This is a genomic window from Desulfosporomusa polytropa, from assembly GCF_055380075.1.
In genome coordinates this window covers 2,849,251-2,866,430 of the sequence record NZ_AP042400.1, presented here as the reverse complement: position 1 = coordinate 2,866,430, position 17,180 = coordinate 2,849,251, and the positions used below count along the sequence as shown (strand labels likewise).

15 protein-coding genes are annotated in these 17,180 nt (G+C 43.0%); 11 read left to right on the top strand and 4 right to left on the bottom strand.

The window, feature by feature from the left end; genetic code table 11:
• Positions 1 to 10 precede the first annotated feature (10 nt).
• Positions 11 to 988, top strand: coding sequence for a hypothetical protein (locus ACZ449_RS15325; protein WP_464256932.1), 978 nt, complete (start codon positions 11 to 13; stop codon positions 986 to 988).
• A gap of 317 nt (positions 989 to 1,305) precedes the next feature.
• Here ACZ449_RS15325 and ACZ449_RS15320 read toward each other — a convergent pair whose 3' ends face one another.
• Both ACZ449_RS15320 and ACZ449_RS15315 read right to left on the bottom strand, forming a co-directional pair.
• The gene (locus ACZ449_RS15320; RefSeq protein ID WP_464256931.1) at positions 1,306 to 2,583 is read right to left on the bottom strand and encodes a CDP-glycerol glycerophosphotransferase family protein; all 1,278 of its coding nucleotides are present in this window, start codon (positions 2,581 to 2,583) and stop codon (positions 1,306 to 1,308) included.
• Positions 2,584 to 2,611: 28 nt separating this feature from the next.
• A complete protein-coding gene (locus tag ACZ449_RS15315) occupies positions 2,612 to 3,793 on the bottom strand; it encodes a glycosyltransferase family 4 protein (RefSeq protein ID WP_464256930.1) in 1,182 nt (393 codons plus the stop codon).
• Positions 3,794 to 3,897: 104 nt separating this feature from the next.
• Here ACZ449_RS15315 and ACZ449_RS15310 point away from each other — a divergent pair, with 104 nt between their 5' ends.
• Entirely contained in the window at positions 3,898 to 4,995 is a 1,098-nt protein-coding gene (locus tag ACZ449_RS15310) for a glycosyltransferase family 9 protein (protein ID WP_464256929.1), read from the top strand.
• Here the strand turns inward: ACZ449_RS15310 and ACZ449_RS15305 are convergent.
• Complete coding sequence (locus ACZ449_RS15305; protein WP_464256928.1) at positions 4,967 to 6,055, bottom strand: polysialyltransferase family glycosyltransferase; 1,089 nt, start codon at positions 6,053 to 6,055, stop codon at positions 4,967 to 4,969. The two genes, ACZ449_RS15310 and ACZ449_RS15305, sit on opposite strands and share 29 nt — an antisense overlap.
• A gap of 98 nt (positions 6,056 to 6,153) precedes the next feature.
• Positions 6,154 to 8,145, bottom strand: coding sequence for an LTA synthase family protein (locus ACZ449_RS15300; RefSeq protein WP_464256927.1), 1,992 nt, complete (start codon positions 8,143 to 8,145; stop codon positions 6,154 to 6,156).
• A gap of 308 nt (positions 8,146 to 8,453) precedes the next feature.
• Here ACZ449_RS15300 and waaC point away from each other — a divergent pair, with 308 nt between their 5' ends.
• The 9 genes from waaC (at position 8,454) to ACZ449_RS15255 (ending at position 17,178) form a co-directional block, all read left to right on the top strand.
• Positions 8,454 to 9,476 (top strand): lipopolysaccharide heptosyltransferase I, encoded by a 1,023-nt coding sequence (waaC, locus tag ACZ449_RS15295; RefSeq protein WP_464256926.1) that lies wholly within the window; start codon positions 8,454 to 8,456, stop codon positions 9,474 to 9,476.
• A gap of 122 nt (positions 9,477 to 9,598) precedes the next feature.
• The gene (gene wbaP, locus ACZ449_RS15290) at positions 9,599 to 11,089 is read left to right on the top strand and encodes an undecaprenyl-phosphate galactose phosphotransferase WbaP (protein ID WP_464256925.1); all 1,491 of its coding nucleotides are present in this window, start codon (positions 9,599 to 9,601) and stop codon (positions 11,087 to 11,089) included.
• A gap of 77 nt (positions 11,090 to 11,166) precedes the next feature.
• Positions 11,167 to 12,039 (top strand): glucose-1-phosphate thymidylyltransferase RfbA, encoded by an 873-nt coding sequence (rfbA, locus tag ACZ449_RS15285; RefSeq protein WP_464256924.1) that lies wholly within the window; start codon positions 11,167 to 11,169, stop codon positions 12,037 to 12,039.
• Between the two features lie 79 nt (positions 12,040 to 12,118).
• Positions 12,119 to 12,574: a dTDP-4-dehydrorhamnose 3,5-epimerase family protein gene (locus ACZ449_RS15280; RefSeq protein WP_464256923.1), complete on the top strand. Its 456-nt coding sequence runs from the start codon at positions 12,119 to 12,121 to the stop codon at positions 12,572 to 12,574.
• A gap of 12 nt (positions 12,575 to 12,586) precedes the next feature.
• Positions 12,587 to 13,597, top strand: a complete 1,011-nt coding sequence (gene rfbB / locus ACZ449_RS15275; RefSeq protein WP_464256922.1) for a dTDP-glucose 4,6-dehydratase — start codon at positions 12,587 to 12,589, stop codon at positions 13,595 to 13,597.
• A gap of 9 nt (positions 13,598 to 13,606) precedes the next feature.
• The gene (rfbD, locus tag ACZ449_RS15270; protein ID WP_464256921.1) at positions 13,607 to 14,443 is read left to right on the top strand and encodes a dTDP-4-dehydrorhamnose reductase; all 837 of its coding nucleotides are present in this window, start codon (positions 13,607 to 13,609) and stop codon (positions 14,441 to 14,443) included.
• A gap of 25 nt (positions 14,444 to 14,468) precedes the next feature.
• Entirely contained in the window at positions 14,469 to 15,278 is an 810-nt protein-coding gene (locus tag ACZ449_RS15265; protein WP_464256920.1) for an ABC transporter permease, read from the top strand.
• A 50-nt stretch (positions 15,279 to 15,328) separates the two neighbouring features.
• Positions 15,329 to 16,240 carry a class I SAM-dependent methyltransferase gene (locus tag ACZ449_RS15260; protein ID WP_464256919.1) on the top strand — a complete coding sequence of 304 codons (912 nt, stop codon included), beginning with the start codon at positions 15,329 to 15,331 and terminating at the stop codon, positions 16,238 to 16,240.
• A complete protein-coding gene (locus ACZ449_RS15255; RefSeq protein WP_464256918.1) occupies positions 16,237 to 17,178 on the top strand; it encodes a hypothetical protein in 942 nt (313 codons plus the stop codon). Before ACZ449_RS15260 ends, ACZ449_RS15255 begins: the two co-directional genes overlap by 4 nt.
• The last annotated feature ends 2 nt before the right edge of the window (positions 17,179 to 17,180 follow it).

Sequence of the window (17,180 nt, the reverse complement as noted above, 5' to 3'; positions counted from 1 at the left end):
GGTTACTATAATGAAATATAAAACCTATCTTATATTAATATTGTCAATTACTTTTCTCATTATTGCAAGTGCTGTAACAATTAATTATATTGTTGATCCGTATGGAATTTTTAAAAAAGATTTCCATAATCAAAAAATTGAACCAAACCAACACTTTGTTAAAATGAAACTTTTGCTTAATAATCCTACAAAATACGAATCGTTTATTTTTGGATCGTCCAGGGTAGGTAATATTGATATAAATAAGATACCGAATCAAGAACGATTCTATAATATGACATATTCAGAGGGGCTTCCAAAAGAATTTCTAGATGATATTAAGCTAATGATTAATAGTGGAATAAAAATAAAAACCATATTAATTGGGTTAGATGAATTTTCGTTTAGAGTTGATCCTAAGAAACATTTACAACAACCAATGAAAATGCCTTATCCAGAAAACCCAGAAAACGTTACAAAATTTTATATGAGCTATCTAATGAAAATGCCTAACCCCATGATAATTAAATCAAGTCTTTTTAATAAAAAATCAAGTTATTATGATATCTTGAATTCGGGAAGACAGTTACAACCGCAGATAGATACGAAAATAGAGAATAACCCAGAGGTTCATATAAATGACCCTAAATTTAATAAACCTATGGGTTATAGAGGTAATAGAATAAAAGAAACTTTAGAAGAACTGCAAGAATTAAAACATATAGCATCTCAAAATAACATTTGCCTAATATTTTTTATTAATCCAATTCATAAAACGACTTATCTTGATACGAATATGACTGAATTTCAAGAATTTAAGCAAGGGTTAGCTAATATATCTTCTTATTACGACTTTAGCGGAGTAAATTCAATAACAAGTAATAATTATTATTATTACGAAACATCACACTATAGACCACTAGTTGGAGATATGATAATTGCAAAACTGTTTGATATCCAAACTGTTCCTATTCCAGATGATTTTGGGAAACGGGTTAATCTCAATTAAAGGAATACTGGCATTATCTACAGCCGGATCGGAGCCAGAGAGCAGTCTGTCAAAATGGATGCCGGTCACGGTCATGACCCGGAGCGGAAGAGATTTTAAGTCACGCGTAAACAGTCCCCTTATCCCGCTCCCACCGCTCTAATTCAGAATTTATGTGATCCAACTCCTCAAAGTGTTCTCGTGCTTCTCTAACTGCAATAAGGATTTAAGCCATTCTGATCATCCCGTAAGACCTCGGTTTTCGGGGTGCGAAACTTAAGTAATAGAATGTAAAAAAGGGTTGCCTGCGTTGGCAACCCTTTTTACCATTCTATGTATTATTTTATGTTTACTTTAATCCCTGTTTTGATGGACACTTGTGGATAAATAGTATCCTCCAATTTCTCCATCAGATACTCAAAGACCCTTTTGGAAGCAAAACCATCCTTATAGGTAAACCCAATATCGGCAACTTCCTGGCGTCTGGTTTTAAAACGGTCGTTGCCGTTGACTAAAAATTCGTGAATGGTTTGTAGCAGCTCTGTCTGCGTGCGACATTTGGGGCCAGGTGTAATCCAGTCATAATCAAAGCTTATTTCTCGGTCTTTGGCCACATATTTTTCATAGTCGTAAGGAAAAAAGAGGAGCGGCCTGTCTAACAGGACATAATCCATATAGATCGAGGAGTAGTCCGTGATCAGTAAATCAGCTAACCTCATCATCGGATAGGTATCGCAGTGCCGGTCATACTCCCAGACATGACTGAGTTCCGCGATTGATTGGGTAGTTTTGGCTTTATAATGCATTTTAAAGATAAAAATAATATGATGGCGTTCGCCGAAAGCATTAAGGTCATTGAGCCGCAAAATGCCATCAGCCAGCGCATCCCCGCCTGTATCCCTAAACGTTGGGGCATAGAGGACGATCTGATACCCTTGCTGTTTTCTGCTCCGAATACGCTGGATAAGGGTATCGTCACTGCCGATAAGTTCCAGGGGAGACACCTCGCGAAATAAGCAGTCATTCCGAGGAAAGCCGGATTCAATAATATCTGTGGGCATAAACCGTGTGGCAAAAACATTCTCGCTATAAAAAGCAGAAGGTGCCGTTGCCAAGTCCCATTTTCCGGAAAAGCCTACTGCCTTATTAAGTTTATAAATCCAGGGATGGTCCCCATACTGTTTTTTTCGCAGGCTGCCGGTTTTTTTCATGGTAGCGCCATGCCATAATTGTACTTTATAGGCTCGTGAACTGCAGAGATTATCAAAGTTGGATAAATTGCCAGCAACGACAACCGCTCCGGCACGGATTAGTGCAGCTATACTTTGCGGCGTAGGATGCAGTAAGATCGGTAACCCTTTGGCAGTTAGTGTTTGACAGAGTTCCTTATCTTTTACGATATAGGAAACAGCAATATCCTGCCTGCCTTGGCTATGAATATATAAAAACAAATATTTGACATTATCGCTAAAACTGCCATATTTACCAATTAGAACAATGGACTTCTTCTTTTTCGGGAGAAAGAATTGCAGCGGCATAATGATCAGCCAGTAAAGCAAGCGTAAAAAACCACAGCGCAATACTTTACTGCCTAGTTTTCGTAAAGCTTTAAACATGGAATCACCTTCTCAACACAGATACCAGTTAGGATTTCGCCAGCGTATTTTCATACACCGCAAGATATTGAGCCACAATCTTCTGTGGCAAAAATTCCTTTGCTTTGATAAGACATGCTTCGCGCATGGTTGCAGCCAGCTTGGGATTATCAAGAAATTTATTGAGCATTGTGACAAGTTCCTGAGTATTGTCCGGATCAAACAGGAACCCCGTCTTACCCTCTTCAATTAATTCGGGAATTCCGCCGCGGCTTGCGCCAATGACTGGAATCCCGTACGCATAGGATTCGAAAACCGTTCGGGGAAGGGGTTCATGCCACAAAGAAGGAGCAACAAGCACATCAATTTGCTTGAATAATTCTTCAGGGGCGACAAAACCAATGTAGTTCACATTGTCCTTGCTCTGTTGTCTGAGCTTGACTTCATAACGGTCAGTACCATTTCCAGCGACCACAAGCTCAATCTTGTCTGGGGAAATGTGTGCTACTGCAGTTAATAACCTTTCTATTCCTTTTACCCCGCGTAATCGCCCGATAAAGCCAATCCGTAATTTTTCACTGTTAGACTGAGGTGTTATCAGTCTAGTGTTTTCAAAGGCATTAAAAATAACTGCCGGCGTCGCATGCGGGAAGAGCGAAAATTGCAGGTGTTTTTCAAGAATAAACCGGCTATTGCCCACAACGGTATCGACACAATGAGAAGCCTTGTGTTTGGCCAGAGAATACAGATTGCAGGAAAAACAAGGCTTGTCACAGTTTTTCCCTTTGCGGTACATCGAAGAGTCAGGACAGAGGGCATAATAGTCGCGTAAAGTATGGACAAGTGGCAACCCTCGTTTTTTAACAACTGACCAGACAGCAGCAGAAAAGCAGGAAATGTTATTAGTGTGAACTAAATCAGGCTGTTCGATTTCAAGGATACGGTCAAGCTCCTGAGCCATGAACGGATTATACGCATCAATGAGCTGCCATAACGGTTTCAAAAACTTCGGCTTTTGCTTGGCAAACGGCCAGTATACATTTTTGATACCCACATAATAGGTCTTAACGCCGTTAATCATGTTTGTACGGCGGCCTGATTCCGGCATAGCGGAAACAACCACGATTTCATGGCCGGCTTTGACTAAATTCTCAGCCAAAAATTGCACAGAACGTTCTGCGCCGCCAATGATATTCGGATAATACAAGGTATTTACAATCAAAACCTTCATTAAACTACTCCTTCAGGCAGGATGCGTATTAGGAATTGTTTTTTGCATCCTAATCAATTACAATTAGTAGGACTGGCAATTAAAAATTTAATGGGGAATGCACTATGAAACAATATATCTTGGATAACGAAATAAAAAACATCCTGATTATTCGGTTAAGCTCAATCGGCGATGTGCTTAAATGCACGGTAACGATTGACAAGCTGCGCAAACGGTTCCCTCAGGCCAAGCTTACCTGGCTTGTTGAGACTAAGTCCCAGGGAGTACTGGCTGGTAACCCCCACATTGACGAATTGATTGTGTGGGACCGCAAGGAGTGGAGCCGGCAAGCGCGTCAGACCAGAAATTACCTGCGTTTTGCCCAGCAACTGCTTACTTTTGTCAGGGAAATCCGGGCTCGCCGCTTTGATTTAGTCGTTGATTTGCATGGACTGCCGCGCAGCGGGATGGTTTCCTTTTTGAGCGGCGCTCCCTATCGTGTCTGTTATGACGGAGCGCGTAAAAAAAGTCATCTGTGGTCCAATATTCGCGTAACGCCTGACAAAAAACAAGATAATACAGTGATGCAGCGTTATGCGGGGCTGCTGCGCGTACTTGGCATTGAGACCGCTGACTTAAACATGCAGATGCCGGTCTTGCTTGATGACGAAGGCTTTGCCCAGCAATTTATGACTAATAACCGCCTGACTCCTGGCGGCTTTATCATTATTAACCCTGCCACCAGCTGGCAATCCAAATGCTGGCCAAGTGAATATTATGCCCAGCTTGCCGATCGTATTATCGAAACCTGTCAGCTGCCTGTCCTGCTGACAGGCGGGCCGGCAGACGCTGCTCTTTGTCAGCAAATCACTGACCAAATGCGCCATCAGCCTATCAATGCCTGCGGCCAAACAACACTGCGTCAGCTTGCTGCGATAATAAAAAATGCTTCACTATTTATCAGCGGTGATACTGGTTCGCTCTTTATCGCTGAGGCAGTGGGGACGCCGACCTTGTCCATGTTTGGCCCCACAGATCCTGACTGGCATGCACCCCAAGGTGAAAACCATGTTGCTTTAAGCACCCGGCTGTGCACTTGTGATAAGAGTTTTTGTGAAAATCCCATTTGTTTAACCAAACTTACTCCGGAAAAGGTATGGGACGAATTTGTAAAACTAGCACGACAACTAGCAATTAAAGGGATGCCAGAAGTTCATCCTTAGAGTGGGGCAGCCGCACCCCAGCTAAGCACATGATTTTTTCCAGTTTTTCCTCATCTTTTTCGAGGGAAACCATCTTAAAGAGGGCAATGGCTTGTACGCTTTGCTGCGAAAACACATCGGCGTACAATAGACCTGATGAGCTATAAGCAAGTACCGTTTTGATCTGCGGATGGCAATAAAAGAAAATTTCAATCGGATCAGAAAAGTTTATAAGGATAAGTTCAGGGATTTGTGTTTGATAATAGGCTAGTTTTTCTTTTTCTTCAAACGGGTGCGGCTTATAGCAAAGCTGCATCTTTTTTTCTTTAGCAACAGCCGCTATGTCTTGCAGCAGCGAGAGTTCCTGGTCGCGCGATAAATGGCCACGATCAACAAACACACTACCAAGAAAAACCATTGCGTCATTATGACAAAGTAAAGTACGGGCGGTATCCATACCTGCCGTCAGTTTTGCCAGCGAACGGTGAATAGCCGCTTGCGGGATGGCTATGGCCTGCGGCGATGAGCGCTGCAATAAATGCGGTTTGAACAGGTAATCGGCTGTGGCGGCCTGCCCATACCCGCCGCCGCGGTAATTATAACGCAGGCCGGTGTGAACGCCTGTAAGTAACTTGACAATGCGACTCCAGATAAACATGCCGACTTTTTCTTTGCTAGAACGGTCAGGGCTGGAATAAGACCAGACACCGTCTTCCAGTCTGGCATACGAAGTATTGCCGACAAGTTCAACAAGGTATTGGTTGTCAAATTCCCGGTCTGCTCCCAGGTACACCTGATCCACGTTTCCCGGTTCGAGAAGCTGCTGTTTTAGTTCGCCAAGCCGTTCACGCAGTCGAAATATTTCTGAGCGGCGGGCAACCCGGTGTGTCTGGGTAATCACTTTATGCCAAACCTCTTGATCGGTTGCCATCCTCTTTAGGCAGTAGGTACTTTGCCACAGAGTATTGCCCCGAGGGTTAATCAGGACAAGATCATTTACTGCCTGTGACTGCTCTTGTCCTGCAAGTATATAAGCAGATAGCAATTGCAAAGGAGTGCGTACAACAAACAAATTATGCATGGCTTTTTTATCCCAGCCCTTTAACTATTAAATAGGTTAATAATACCAATAAAAATCGTACATTCGACAAACATCCTTTAATTTCCTGCACTTTGCGTTCACTTCTCGCCATTTCCGCGATCTTGCACAAGTTCGCCTTTTTGGATTCGCCACCAGGATAGTGCATTCACAGTATCGATGCTTTCGTGCAGCTGAGCTGGATCAGGCGGTGCAGTGATTGAACTCTGGAAAGGTAAAGGTTCAGCAGCTTGTGTGTCTATTTTGCCAATATAGTCAGGTGTTATCCATAACTCACTGTTAATGCCAAGTTGACTGTTTTGCGTCATACTTTGCCCAATTGAATAATAGACAAACCCTTTCGGCGCAATCAGCTCCAGTAGAGTTGGAGCAATATTTAGATGGCTGCCGGCCGTGTGGGGCGGCAGGACATTCTTAGTAACCCCTTGGCCGTAAAGAATGAAGGGAATTCCGCAACGTACGAACAGCGAGGGGGTTGGCTCAATATTTACCCGGTCACCGTGGTCGGCAGTGATAATAAACAAGCTTTCCGGAGCCTGAGCCTCCATTCGCTTAACAAATTCAGCGAGTACTTTGTCAGCGTACCAGAAATGGCCAAGTTTGGTCAGCCACGCTGTATCATTTTTCAGATTGTCAGGCAGGCCACCTTGAATACTTTGCGGATCGAAGCCTTCTTGAGCCAAATTAACCGTAAAAGGAGGGTGGTTCGATGTGGTCAGGATTACGTGAAAGCTTGGCTGAGAATCAGTAGCATTGATTTCATTAAATAGCTGCTTATCTTCCATCCCCCAGGCATTGCCGCCGGTGCTATTTCCCATGTCACCATAGGCAAAGAAGTGATCAAAGCCTTGCGACAAGGCGAAGTCTTTCAAACGCTGCCAGGAATTAAAACCGCCATACCAAAAATAAGTCGTATACCCCAGCTTTTTCATCTGCGCCGCTAACGCGGTAGCATAGGGCGCTTTATAGGATTCCGGCTTGTAATTAGGATATAAATTAACTTCAGACATACCTGTAATGACGGTAGTGATGCCGCCGATGGTATTGGTGCTGCCAGGCAAAAAGGCTTGAACTGTAGCTGATTTTTCGCTGGCAGCAAGTGCTTTTACCCCGTCGGCCAGATGGAGGTTTTCATACTGCGGCAAAAGTGGCCACTGGGCAAAACTTTCATCAACAATAAGAAAAATATGGCGTGGTTTATTAATGAGTGCGCCTTGCGCTTCTTTACGAAAGTAGTCATTGATATTTGTACTAGTAAGTGGCTGGCCAACAAGCTTTGCCCCATAGCTGGCTGCTTTTTCAGCCGATAGATTCAGTTTGGAGGCTCGCTCAAACCGGTGATTCAGTTGATACGCTCGATAGAGTGCTTGTACGTCATCCAAAATAGCTTCATTGAGAAACTCATCTTTGGTTACAGCGGCGTTTTCCCAATGTACCGATCCCGCGTAACCGAGACTGCCGCCAAAACGGGTAAAAATAGTAAACAACACAATGACAAGGACTAAGGTTGAGCGAAATAAGAGTGTTTGCACTTTTGTCCCCCAACGGGGCAGCGGCAAGGTTGAAGTCCTCAAGCAGCGGGCAAGCAGTTTGCTGATGACTATCGCGATTAAAGCAACAATGAATAATCGTACAGGCAACTGGTATTCCTGGATAAGTGTTGTAGTCAGCGCGCCAACATCATCCCTAAAGGTATTGAATAACATTTGGTTGAAAGCAGCGTGAAACTGCTCATAATAGGGAATACGGACAGCAAAGAGCAAGGTTAGGAGTGACACCGCTATTCTTCCAATGGCCAAGCGAAGGGTGTCATTCTTGAGCCGGGGGAAGCCAATCGATAATACGGTGCAACAGAGAAAGGATAAAAGTGTAACCATACCGGCACTTTTGAGACTAATTCTCGCTCCATAGTAGAGAGAGGTGCTAATATCAGTAAACGTTGACGCCTGACCGATATATTTTTGCAAGATAAGAATAAAAGCCAATCGTAAACAACACAGTAAAATAAGGACAAACCCAAACAACTTTAAATCCTGCTGGATATTATAATAGAACTTCTCCCATTTAGACATGATTGTGGCCAACTTTCCAAGTAAATTTTACTAACCATACAATATTTTACACCAGATGCCGGAGAAGTTAAATACCTATTATAAAGTGAGACTTAGCTTCAGGTGGGGTTTTAACCCCATCTGAAGTTTAGTCGAACTAATCCAGGGACTTAGTTGCTCTTAACTCCCGCTTGTAGAAGCGGGAGTCTTAGAGCAACTTGGTCATCGGATAAAGGGTTAAAGCTATAGGCAGTCAAATTACACTTGACTTTGACCCGCTATCAGGCGCAAAATGGTTGATAGTAATCAATAGATAAAAGGAAAAGTATATGCAATACAAAAATATTCTTATTGTCAAGTTAAGCGCCATCGGCGATGTTATTCATGCTCTGCCAGTGGCTCCAGTAATAAAACAGCAATTTCCGGAAGCGAAAATAACTTGGGTGGTAGAAAAGCCAGCCTATGATTTATTAACCAATAATCCCTATATTGATGACATCATCATCTTTGATAAGCCTAAGTTTAAATCATTAGGCGGTTTATTGACTCACGGGCGGGAATTAGCGCAGCTGCTCAAAAACAAAAAAATAGACCTGGCGCTTGATTTGCAAGGTCTGTTTAAAAGTGCTGCTATTGTCTATCTGAGCGGGGCGACTACGCGGTTAGGCTACTGTAACATGCGCGAGCTTAGTCAGTTGGTTAGTAAACCAGTTATTGGCGAACACCAAACTGGACATGTTGTTGAACGGTATCTTGATGTTGTCAGGGCACTGGGGTGTGAGGTTACACAGCCGATAGTTTTCCCTCTATATATTACCCCACAAGAAGCGGCAACCGCCGAAGCCATTGCCGCGCAAGCTGGTCTGGGGCGAGATAGCCGCTACGTTGTTTTGGCCCCAGGCACTAACTGGACAACGAAATGCTGGCCGGTACATCATTTTGCTCAGCTCGTTGATAAACTATATCAGGATAATATGATTCCTGTTCTTATCGGCGGAACTAGCGATAAACGGTTAGCCGAAGAAATCACTGCTAAAGCCAGTATACCGCCGGTTGACCTTGTCGGCAAAACCAACTTGAAACAGCTTGCCCATATTATTAAACAAGCCAGCTGTTTTGTCGGCGGCGATACCGGCCCCATGCATCTGGCGGTCGCGGTCAATACCCCGGTAGTAGCATTATTTGGTGCGACTGATCCCCGGCGTAATGGGCCTTATGGGGCAGAACACAGGATATTGACAGCAGATCGACCCTGTCAGGGCTGCTGGAAAAGAAGCTGTCCCCAGAACGAGGTGTGCTTGGAGACAATCGCACCTGAGCTTGTGCACCAATGCGTAATTGACAGTATTTAGTTTATTCAGATAGAAACCAACAATTTCTACAATTATTACTAAAATAATCATGCGAAAAATTGCAGGATTTTGTATTGCTTTGCCTAATTAAGAGTATAGACAACACTTAGGAGCTAAAATTTATGTATGAAATAAAACCCGAGACCTTGTCGATGGGGGGAGGAATTTCCAGATCCTTGGCCTGGACTGATAGTCTAAGGCGCTGGCTTGTTCCTATTATCTTTGTATGCAGCGATTATATTGCAGTCTTGCTGGCTATTGGGAGTGCGTATGTAGTACGCACCGAGCTGCTGCCAAAGATAATTACCTTACAGACCTTTAGTGGTATTCCCGACATCTATACCTATATAACAATACCGATGACCGTGATATTTTTCATGCACTTCGGCTGTCTGTATCGGCGGCGGCTTTCTCTGTGGCAGCAGACCGAAAAAATATTTGAGATAACAATCTACTCCCTAGTATTCATTTTAACTATAATGTATATGACGGAAACGGTAAAACAGGTATCGCGCCCATTTATGTTGGCGCTAAGTGTATTTATGTTTGCCTATTTGACTTTTAGCCGACATGTAGTAAAAAAAATATTACTTGCTTTTGAATTATGGCAAATTCCGATTGTAATCATTGGTGCTGGTAAAACCGCAGAATTATTGTTAAAAGCCTTTCAGGAGGATGACTCTTTAGGTTATAAGGTAGTTGGCCTTATTGATGACAACCCTGAAGTGTCTTCGGCATTGAGCAGAATACCGATAATCGGAAATTTTAAACAGACAGAAAATGCCATAAAAAAAACCGGCGTAGGGCATGTCGTTATTGCCGCCCCCGGCTTAGAGCGGGGAAAACTTGTTGAACTAGTGTATCGGCTGCAGCTTAATTCCCTGAAAGTGACCTTTGTGCCTGATTTGTTTGAAATCCCGGTTGGCACTCTGGAAATGGAAACCTTATTCAATGAAAAAGCCGTATTACTGACAATCAGGAATAACTTAGCCCAGTATCATAATGTAATTAGTAAACGCATATTTGATATAGTGGTTAGTGGGCTTTCTTTTTTGTTTGTGCTACCGGCATTATTACTTATCGCCGTACTTATTCGCCTTGATTCACCCGGGGCGGCCATCTTTGTTGATAAACGCATTGGAAAAAACGGCCAGATTTTTAATTGTTATAAATTCAGGACAATGCACACTCGCTCAGAGGTTGTATTACAAGAATACCTGCAGGCGAATCCCGAGGCATTAACCGAGTGGCAGCAGTATGCCAAACTGCGAAGCTATGACCCGCGAGTAACAAGACTGGGCAAATGGCTGCGCAAATATAGCCTGGATGAACTGCCGCAATTTATCAATGTGTTGAAAGGCGAAATGAGCCTTGTCGGGCCACGGCCGTATTTGCCGCGGGAAAAAGAACAAATGGGATACTATGCGCAGACCATCGAAAAGGTACACCCTGGCATCAGTGGGCTATGGCAAGTTAGCGGACGTAATGATCTTACCTTTGAAAAGCGGTTGACATTAGACTGCTGGTACATTCGGAACTGGTCCTTGTGGCTGGATATGATGCTGTTAGCCAAGACGCTCAAAGTTGTATTCGCAAGAAAAGGCGCCTATTGATAGTGGGATAGTGGCTATTTTATAGGTTTGACTACAAGCCAAAGTATGTAATATATAAACGGAGGGAATTATTCATCGTGATCAAAAAAGGTATAATTTTAGCTGGCGGCTCAGGAACAAGACTGCACCCCTTAACCAAGGTTGTCAGCAAGCAGCTCATGCCCATCTATGACAAACCCATGATCTATTATCCGTTAAGCACCCTGATGCTTGCGGGTATTACCGATATACTAATAATCACAACCCCGCAGGACGCAGCCTTATTTCAGAGTTTGCTGCAGGATGGATCCCAATGGGGTATTAATATTTCCTATGCCGTTCAGCCAAGTCCTGACGGACTGGCACAGGCCTTTATCATTGGCAAGAATTTTGTGGGCAAAGACGGTTGTGCTTTAATTTTAGGAGATAATATTTTTTATGGTCACAGCCTGATTGATTCCACACAGCGTGCGGCAGCTCATACTAACGGTGCGACCGTTTTTGCTTATCAAGTAAAAGAACCGCAAAGCTACGGGGTTATCGAATTCGACAAAGACAAGAACGCTGTGAGCATTGAGGAAAAACCGGCTAAGCCGAAATCCAACTTTGCTGTTACCGGGCTTTATTTTTACGATAACCAAGTGAGTGACATTGCTGCCTCGCTCAAGCCCTCTGCTAGGGGAGAACTGGAAATAACTGATGTAAATAAGGTATACTTAAATAACAAGCAACTGCGGGTGGAAACACTAGGACGCGGCTATGCCTGGCTGGATACCGGTACGCATGAATCACTATTGCAAGCGTCTTCTTTTGTACAAACCGTTGAAGAGCGTCAGGGTTTAAAGATTGCTTGCCCTGAAGAAATTGCCTTCCGCATGAACTATATCAATGCCGTGCAGTTGCAAAGACTTGCCGAGCCGCTCAAAAAGAATGGCTATGGTCAGTACCTGTTGAATTTGGCTGCAAAATAAGCCTTGTTAGAATGAATGTAAGGCAGATAGAAAAGTTTATATCAACGAAAAATAGAGCGGGAAAGCGAGTGGAGACAACATGATACATGGTGTAGAGGTTAAGAAATTAGTCCGTCACCCTGATGATCGGGGATTTTTTATGGAGATATTGCGAGATGATGATGATTTGCTGAAAAGATTTGGGCAAGCCTCATTGTCAAAAAGCTATCCAGGCGTCATTAAAGCCTTCCATTATCATAAACGGCAGGATGACATCTGGTTTTTCCCTGTAGGAAATGCCCAAGTTGTACTCTGTGACGTAAGGGAAGAGTCACCTACCAAAGGCGAAACTAACGTTTTTTATCTTGGTGAAGACAATCCACAGATTGTCGTAATTCCTGTTGGAGTAGCCCACGGGTATAGGGTGTTAGGGAATACTCAGGCAGTCATTGTCTACTTTACCACCGAGTCATATGACCCCAAGAATCCCGATGAATACAGGATTCCCTGGGATGACCCGGCAATTGGTTTTGACTGGACAACAAAACATAAATAAGGATGGAATTAGATGAAAAGGATTTTGGTGACAGGCGGAGCCGGCTTTATTGGTAGCAATTTTGTACGCTATATGGTAAATAAATATTCACAATATAAAATCATCAACTTTGACGCCCTGACCTATGCAGGGAATTTAGAAAATCTCCAGGATGTTACAGATAAGTCTAACTACGCTTTTGTTCACGGTGATATCACTGATGCGGTTGCCGTCGATAAGGTAGTTGCTGATGGGATTGATGCCATTATTAATTTTGCTGCAGAATCACATGTAGACCGGAGTATTACCGATCCAGGCATTTTTGTAAAGACCAATATTATGGGGACTCAGGTGTTACTGGATGCCGCCAGAAAATATCATGTAGGAAAATACTTACAGGTGTCAACTGATGAAGTCTACGGAACCCTAGGTGCGGAAGGTTTTTTTTCCGAAACAACACCCTTGGCGCCTAACAGTCCGTATTCTGCCAGTAAAACAGGTGCGGACTTATTAGTACGGGCATATCACGAAACATACGGTATGAATGTGAATATCACGCGCTGCTCCAACAACTATGGCCCCTATCATTTCCCGGAAAAACTGATACCATTAGTTATTACAAACGTCTTAGAGGGAAAAGAAATCCCTGTTTATGGTGACGGTCTCCAAATACGAGATTGGCTCCACGTAGCAGACCATTGTAGAGCTATCGACTTAGTATTGCAGCAAGGGAAAAGTGGGGAAGTTTATAATATTGGTGGTAACAACGAAAGAACCAACATGCATATAGTAAAAACCATTTTAAAGGAACTCGGCAAACCGACAACACTCATTAAACATGTTGCCGACCGGTTGGGACATGACCGCCGTTATGCCATAGATGCTACCAAGATTCGCACTCAACTGGGATGGACACCTCAGTACACCTTTGAGACAGGCATTAAAGATACAGTTAAGTGGTATTTGGAAAACCAAGACTGGTGGCAGCGGGTTAAATCTGGCGAGTATTTAACCTATTATCAAAATATGTATGGTAATCGGTAGGTGTACACAATGAAAATAGTGCTAACAGGTGCCAATGGTCAGCTAGGCCGGAAACTGACAAAGAGACTACAGGGTACGGATTTTTTGGCGACAGATGTGGCCGAAATGGATATTACCAGCCAAAAGAAAACCATTGAAGTCATTCGTAACTATCAGCCGGATGTCGTCATCCATGGTGCCGCCTATACCAATGTAGACGGTGCAGAACAGCAGCCAGATGTTGCCTATAGGATTAACGCCATTGGTACCCAGAATGTGGCAGCCGCCTGCCTTACCTGTGGGGCCAAAATGGTTTATATCAGTACAGACTATGTGTTTGACGGCACATTAGGCAGAGCTTATAATGAATTTGACCAGACCAACCCCCAAAGTATCTACGGTAAAAGCAAACTGGCAGGAGAAATACTGGCCAAACATATCGTTAATAAGTTATTTATTATGCGCACATCTTGGCTCTATGGTGATGGCAATAATTTTGTCAGAACAATGCTTAAATTGGGTCAGGAACGGGAGGAACTGAAAGTAGTCAACGATCAGTTCGGTTGTCCTACCTCTACACAAGACTTAGCAACAGCTATCTTAGCCTTGATTGAAACTGAACATTATGGCATCTACCACGCTGCCAATACAGGAATAACAACATGGTATGACTTTGCCAAAAAAATATTTGAGCTAAACGGCAACCATAAGATAACAGTGTTGCCACAGACTACCGAAGAATTGGGAAGACCTGCGCCGCGGCCTAGATATTCCCAGCTTGATAATATGATGCTGGGCCTTACCATTGGAAATGGTATGAGACCATGGGAAGAAGCGTTAGCAGAGTATATCGCAGCTGAACGTTAGCTCAAAGTCTATGGAGTACAAGCTTATGAAATATGTAGAGCAAATTTGGACTTTATTAACAGATATAATAAATAACAGAAATCTCATTATTGAAATGACCAAAACAGATTTTCAGACTAGATACCTGGGGTCGTATTTGGGAATTTTCTGGGCTTTTGTTCAGCCGGCCATTACTGTGTTAATTTTTTGGTTTGTATTTGAGCAGGGGTTCAAATCCAAGCCTGTGGATGATTTTCCGTTTATACTATGGCTGCTGCCAGGTATGCTGGTATGGTTTTTCATAGCCGATAGTATAAACGGCGCGACCAACTCCATTCTTGAAAATGCCTTCTTAGTCAAAAAGGTAGTTTTTCGCGTGAGTATATTGCCAATAATTAAGATACTTTCAGCCTTATTTGTTCATAGCTTCTTTATTCTGCTGCTAATAGGCATATTTTATTTTTATGGCCATGTGCCTGATGTCTATACTTTTCAGGTAGTTTATTATCTATTTTCTGCGATTGTTTTGCTGATGGGCCTATCATGGCTGACTTCGGCGCTAGTAGTGTTTTTGCGTGATGTAGGTCAATTGGTAGCCATGCTGCTGCAGTTCGCCTTTTGGCTGACACCTGTTTTTTGGTCTGCGAGAATGATTCCTTCCGAGTATCATCAGCTATTGCGATTAAACCCGGCTTATTATATTATTGAGGGATATCGTAACTGCTTTGTTTATCATCAATGGTTTTGGCAGGATATGCCGCTGACAATCTACTACTGGATAGTGACACTGTGTATCTTTGGATTGGGGGCAATTGTCTTTAAACGTCTGCGTCCCCACTTTGCTGACGTGTTATGAGACTAAGGTACTCTTTGTGTCGGAAAATTTATCTAGGGAGTATTTGACCGATGAATATTGGACAAGTAATAGTAAATCTGCAATTCTATACCGGGACAGACACTTACAGTGACGGCGATATTGAAAATGAGTTACTGGAGATTGTTAAAAACAATTCTGACCTTAACGCTGTCATAGCGCAAGACAACAGATGGCCTGTACTTTGCCATTTCAGCCCGCAACGACGGAATCTCTTAGAGTGGTACAATTTTAAACCACATGCCTCAGTACTGGAAATCGGAGCCGGTTGTGGTGCAATTACCGGTTTGTTATGTGAAAAAAATGACCGAGTTGTAGCCGTCGAGCTATCAAAGCGGCGGGCAGAGATTACCGCTTACCGTCACCGTAATAAAGCCAACCTTGAAATAATGGTTGGAAACCTTAATGATATGAAATTTATTCAAAAATTTGATTATATTACGTTGATAGGCGTACTGGAATACGCGGCTGCATTTACGGCCACGGCACAGCCGCATTTGGATTTTTTAACAAGCTTACGTCGCTTGCTTAAACCCGATGGTGTACTTATTGTTGCCATTGAAAACAAATTCGGTCTAAAATATTGGGCCGGTGCTCGCGAAGACCATACCGGCGATTTTTTTGAGGGATTGGAAGGCTACCCTCAAAATAACCGGATTGCCACATTTGGCCGGAAAGAACTAACCAACCTGCTCACCGATGCAGGCTTTGCAGGGCTAGAGTATTACTACCCTATGCCTGATTATAAATTACCCGGACAAATATACTCCAGTCAGTACTTACCACGCATTGGGCAACTTGGTAGCTATGCTCCAAACTATGATCATGAACGTATTAGGCTTTTTAAAGAGAATTTGGTCTATAATCATATTATTAAAAATGATGCGTTTGAGTTTTTTGCCAACTCTTTTTTAGTTTTTTGCCAGAATCGAGGATGCGAATGATTACTCTGTATGCAAAATACAATAGAGAACGACTGTCGAAGTTTCAGATTGAAACAACCATATGTCGTGACGGTGACCGTATGTTGGTAAAAAAACGCTCCTTGCAAAGTCAAGCGGCTCAACATATCCATACTATGTACAAAAATTATCTGCTTCTTAGTCAGGAATCTACTAACATTCATCTTGCTGCTGCTACTATGGAGGGGCAGGACGAAATTACCTTCGAATATATACACGGTCAATCTTTTGCAGATAGGCTGATTGATGCTCTAATGCGTAAGAATACAACCCAAGTCATTGAACTATTAGAGCAATTTGCAGAATTGCTTCATCATAGCAGCGCTGTTACCGTGATGCCTGTAGAAAAATTGTTTGGTGTGACGGTGAACCTGACTGCTGAAACATGTCTGAACACTGCTAATATTGACTTTACTTTTGATAATGTATTTTGTTTCGATGGGCAACCCCAGCCGTACGCCGTCATTGATTATGAATGGGTATTTGAACAGATACCTGTCTCCTATATCTTATTCCGAAGTCTACATTACTTTGCTTACCATTATGTCGATTTGTTTACTGAACAGTTCCCACTAGAGCAAGCCTATAATTGTTTAGGTGTTACGCTCCAGCATATTGCCATATTCGAGCAAGTGGAACATGGCTTCCAACAGTATGTTTACGGATCAAGTAGGCCCTACCGGATACCTGACAATTATGGAAAGAAGCATGAGTATTTTGCTGATGTTTATCATAATAGTAAAGAATTGCCCAGGGTTTGGGAATGGGGCAAGGGTCTGGAGAATACTGTCCGTGAGTTAGGCTATCAGCTGTTTGAACGGGAACAGGAGATCAACGATTACAAGAACTCCCGTGGTTACAAATTACTATGCCGGTATTATCGTGTGCGTGACGCAGTGCGGAATCTTTGTGGGCGATAATA

Excerpts from the sequence above, each read along its gene's own strand:
- ACZ449_RS15300 (WP_464256927.1), bottom strand. The coding sequence starts at position 8,145 with ATGTCTAAATGGGAGAAGTTCTATTATAATATCCAGCAGGATTTAAAG.
- rfbB (WP_464256922.1), top strand. The coding sequence starts at position 12,587 with ATGAAAAGGATTTTGGTGACAGGCGGAGCCGGCTTTATTGGTAGCAAT.
- ACZ449_RS15305 (WP_464256928.1), bottom strand. The coding sequence starts at position 6,055 with ATGCATAATTTGTTTGTTGTACGCACTCCTTTGCAATTGCTATCTGCT.
- wbaP (WP_464256925.1), top strand. The coding sequence starts at position 9,599 with ATGTATGAAATAAAACCCGAGACCTTGTCGATGGGGGGAGGAATTTCC.
- ACZ449_RS15255 (WP_464256918.1), top strand. The coding sequence starts at position 16,237 with ATGATTACTCTGTATGCAAAATACAATAGAGAACGACTGTCGAAGTTT.
- ACZ449_RS15265 (WP_464256920.1), top strand. The coding sequence starts at position 14,469 with ATGAAATATGTAGAGCAAATTTGGACTTTATTAACAGATATAATAAAT.
- ACZ449_RS15325 (WP_464256932.1), top strand. The coding sequence starts at position 11 with ATGAAATATAAAACCTATCTTATATTAATATTGTCAATTACTTTTCTC.
- ACZ449_RS15260 (WP_464256919.1), top strand. The coding sequence starts at position 15,329 with ATGAATATTGGACAAGTAATAGTAAATCTGCAATTCTATACCGGGACA.
- waaC (WP_464256926.1), top strand. The coding sequence starts at position 8,454 with ATGCAATACAAAAATATTCTTATTGTCAAGTTAAGCGCCATCGGCGAT.
- ACZ449_RS15280 (WP_464256923.1), top strand. The coding sequence starts at position 12,119 with ATGATACATGGTGTAGAGGTTAAGAAATTAGTCCGTCACCCTGATGAT.
- rfbD (WP_464256921.1), top strand. The coding sequence starts at position 13,607 with ATGAAAATAGTGCTAACAGGTGCCAATGGTCAGCTAGGCCGGAAACTG.
- ACZ449_RS15320 (WP_464256931.1), bottom strand. The coding sequence starts at position 2,583 with ATGTTTAAAGCTTTACGAAAACTAGGCAGTAAAGTATTGCGCTGTGGT.
- ACZ449_RS15315 (WP_464256930.1), bottom strand. The coding sequence starts at position 3,793 with ATGAAGGTTTTGATTGTAAATACCTTGTATTATCCGAATATCATTGGC.
- ACZ449_RS15310 (WP_464256929.1), top strand. The coding sequence starts at position 3,898 with ATGAAACAATATATCTTGGATAACGAAATAAAAAACATCCTGATTATT.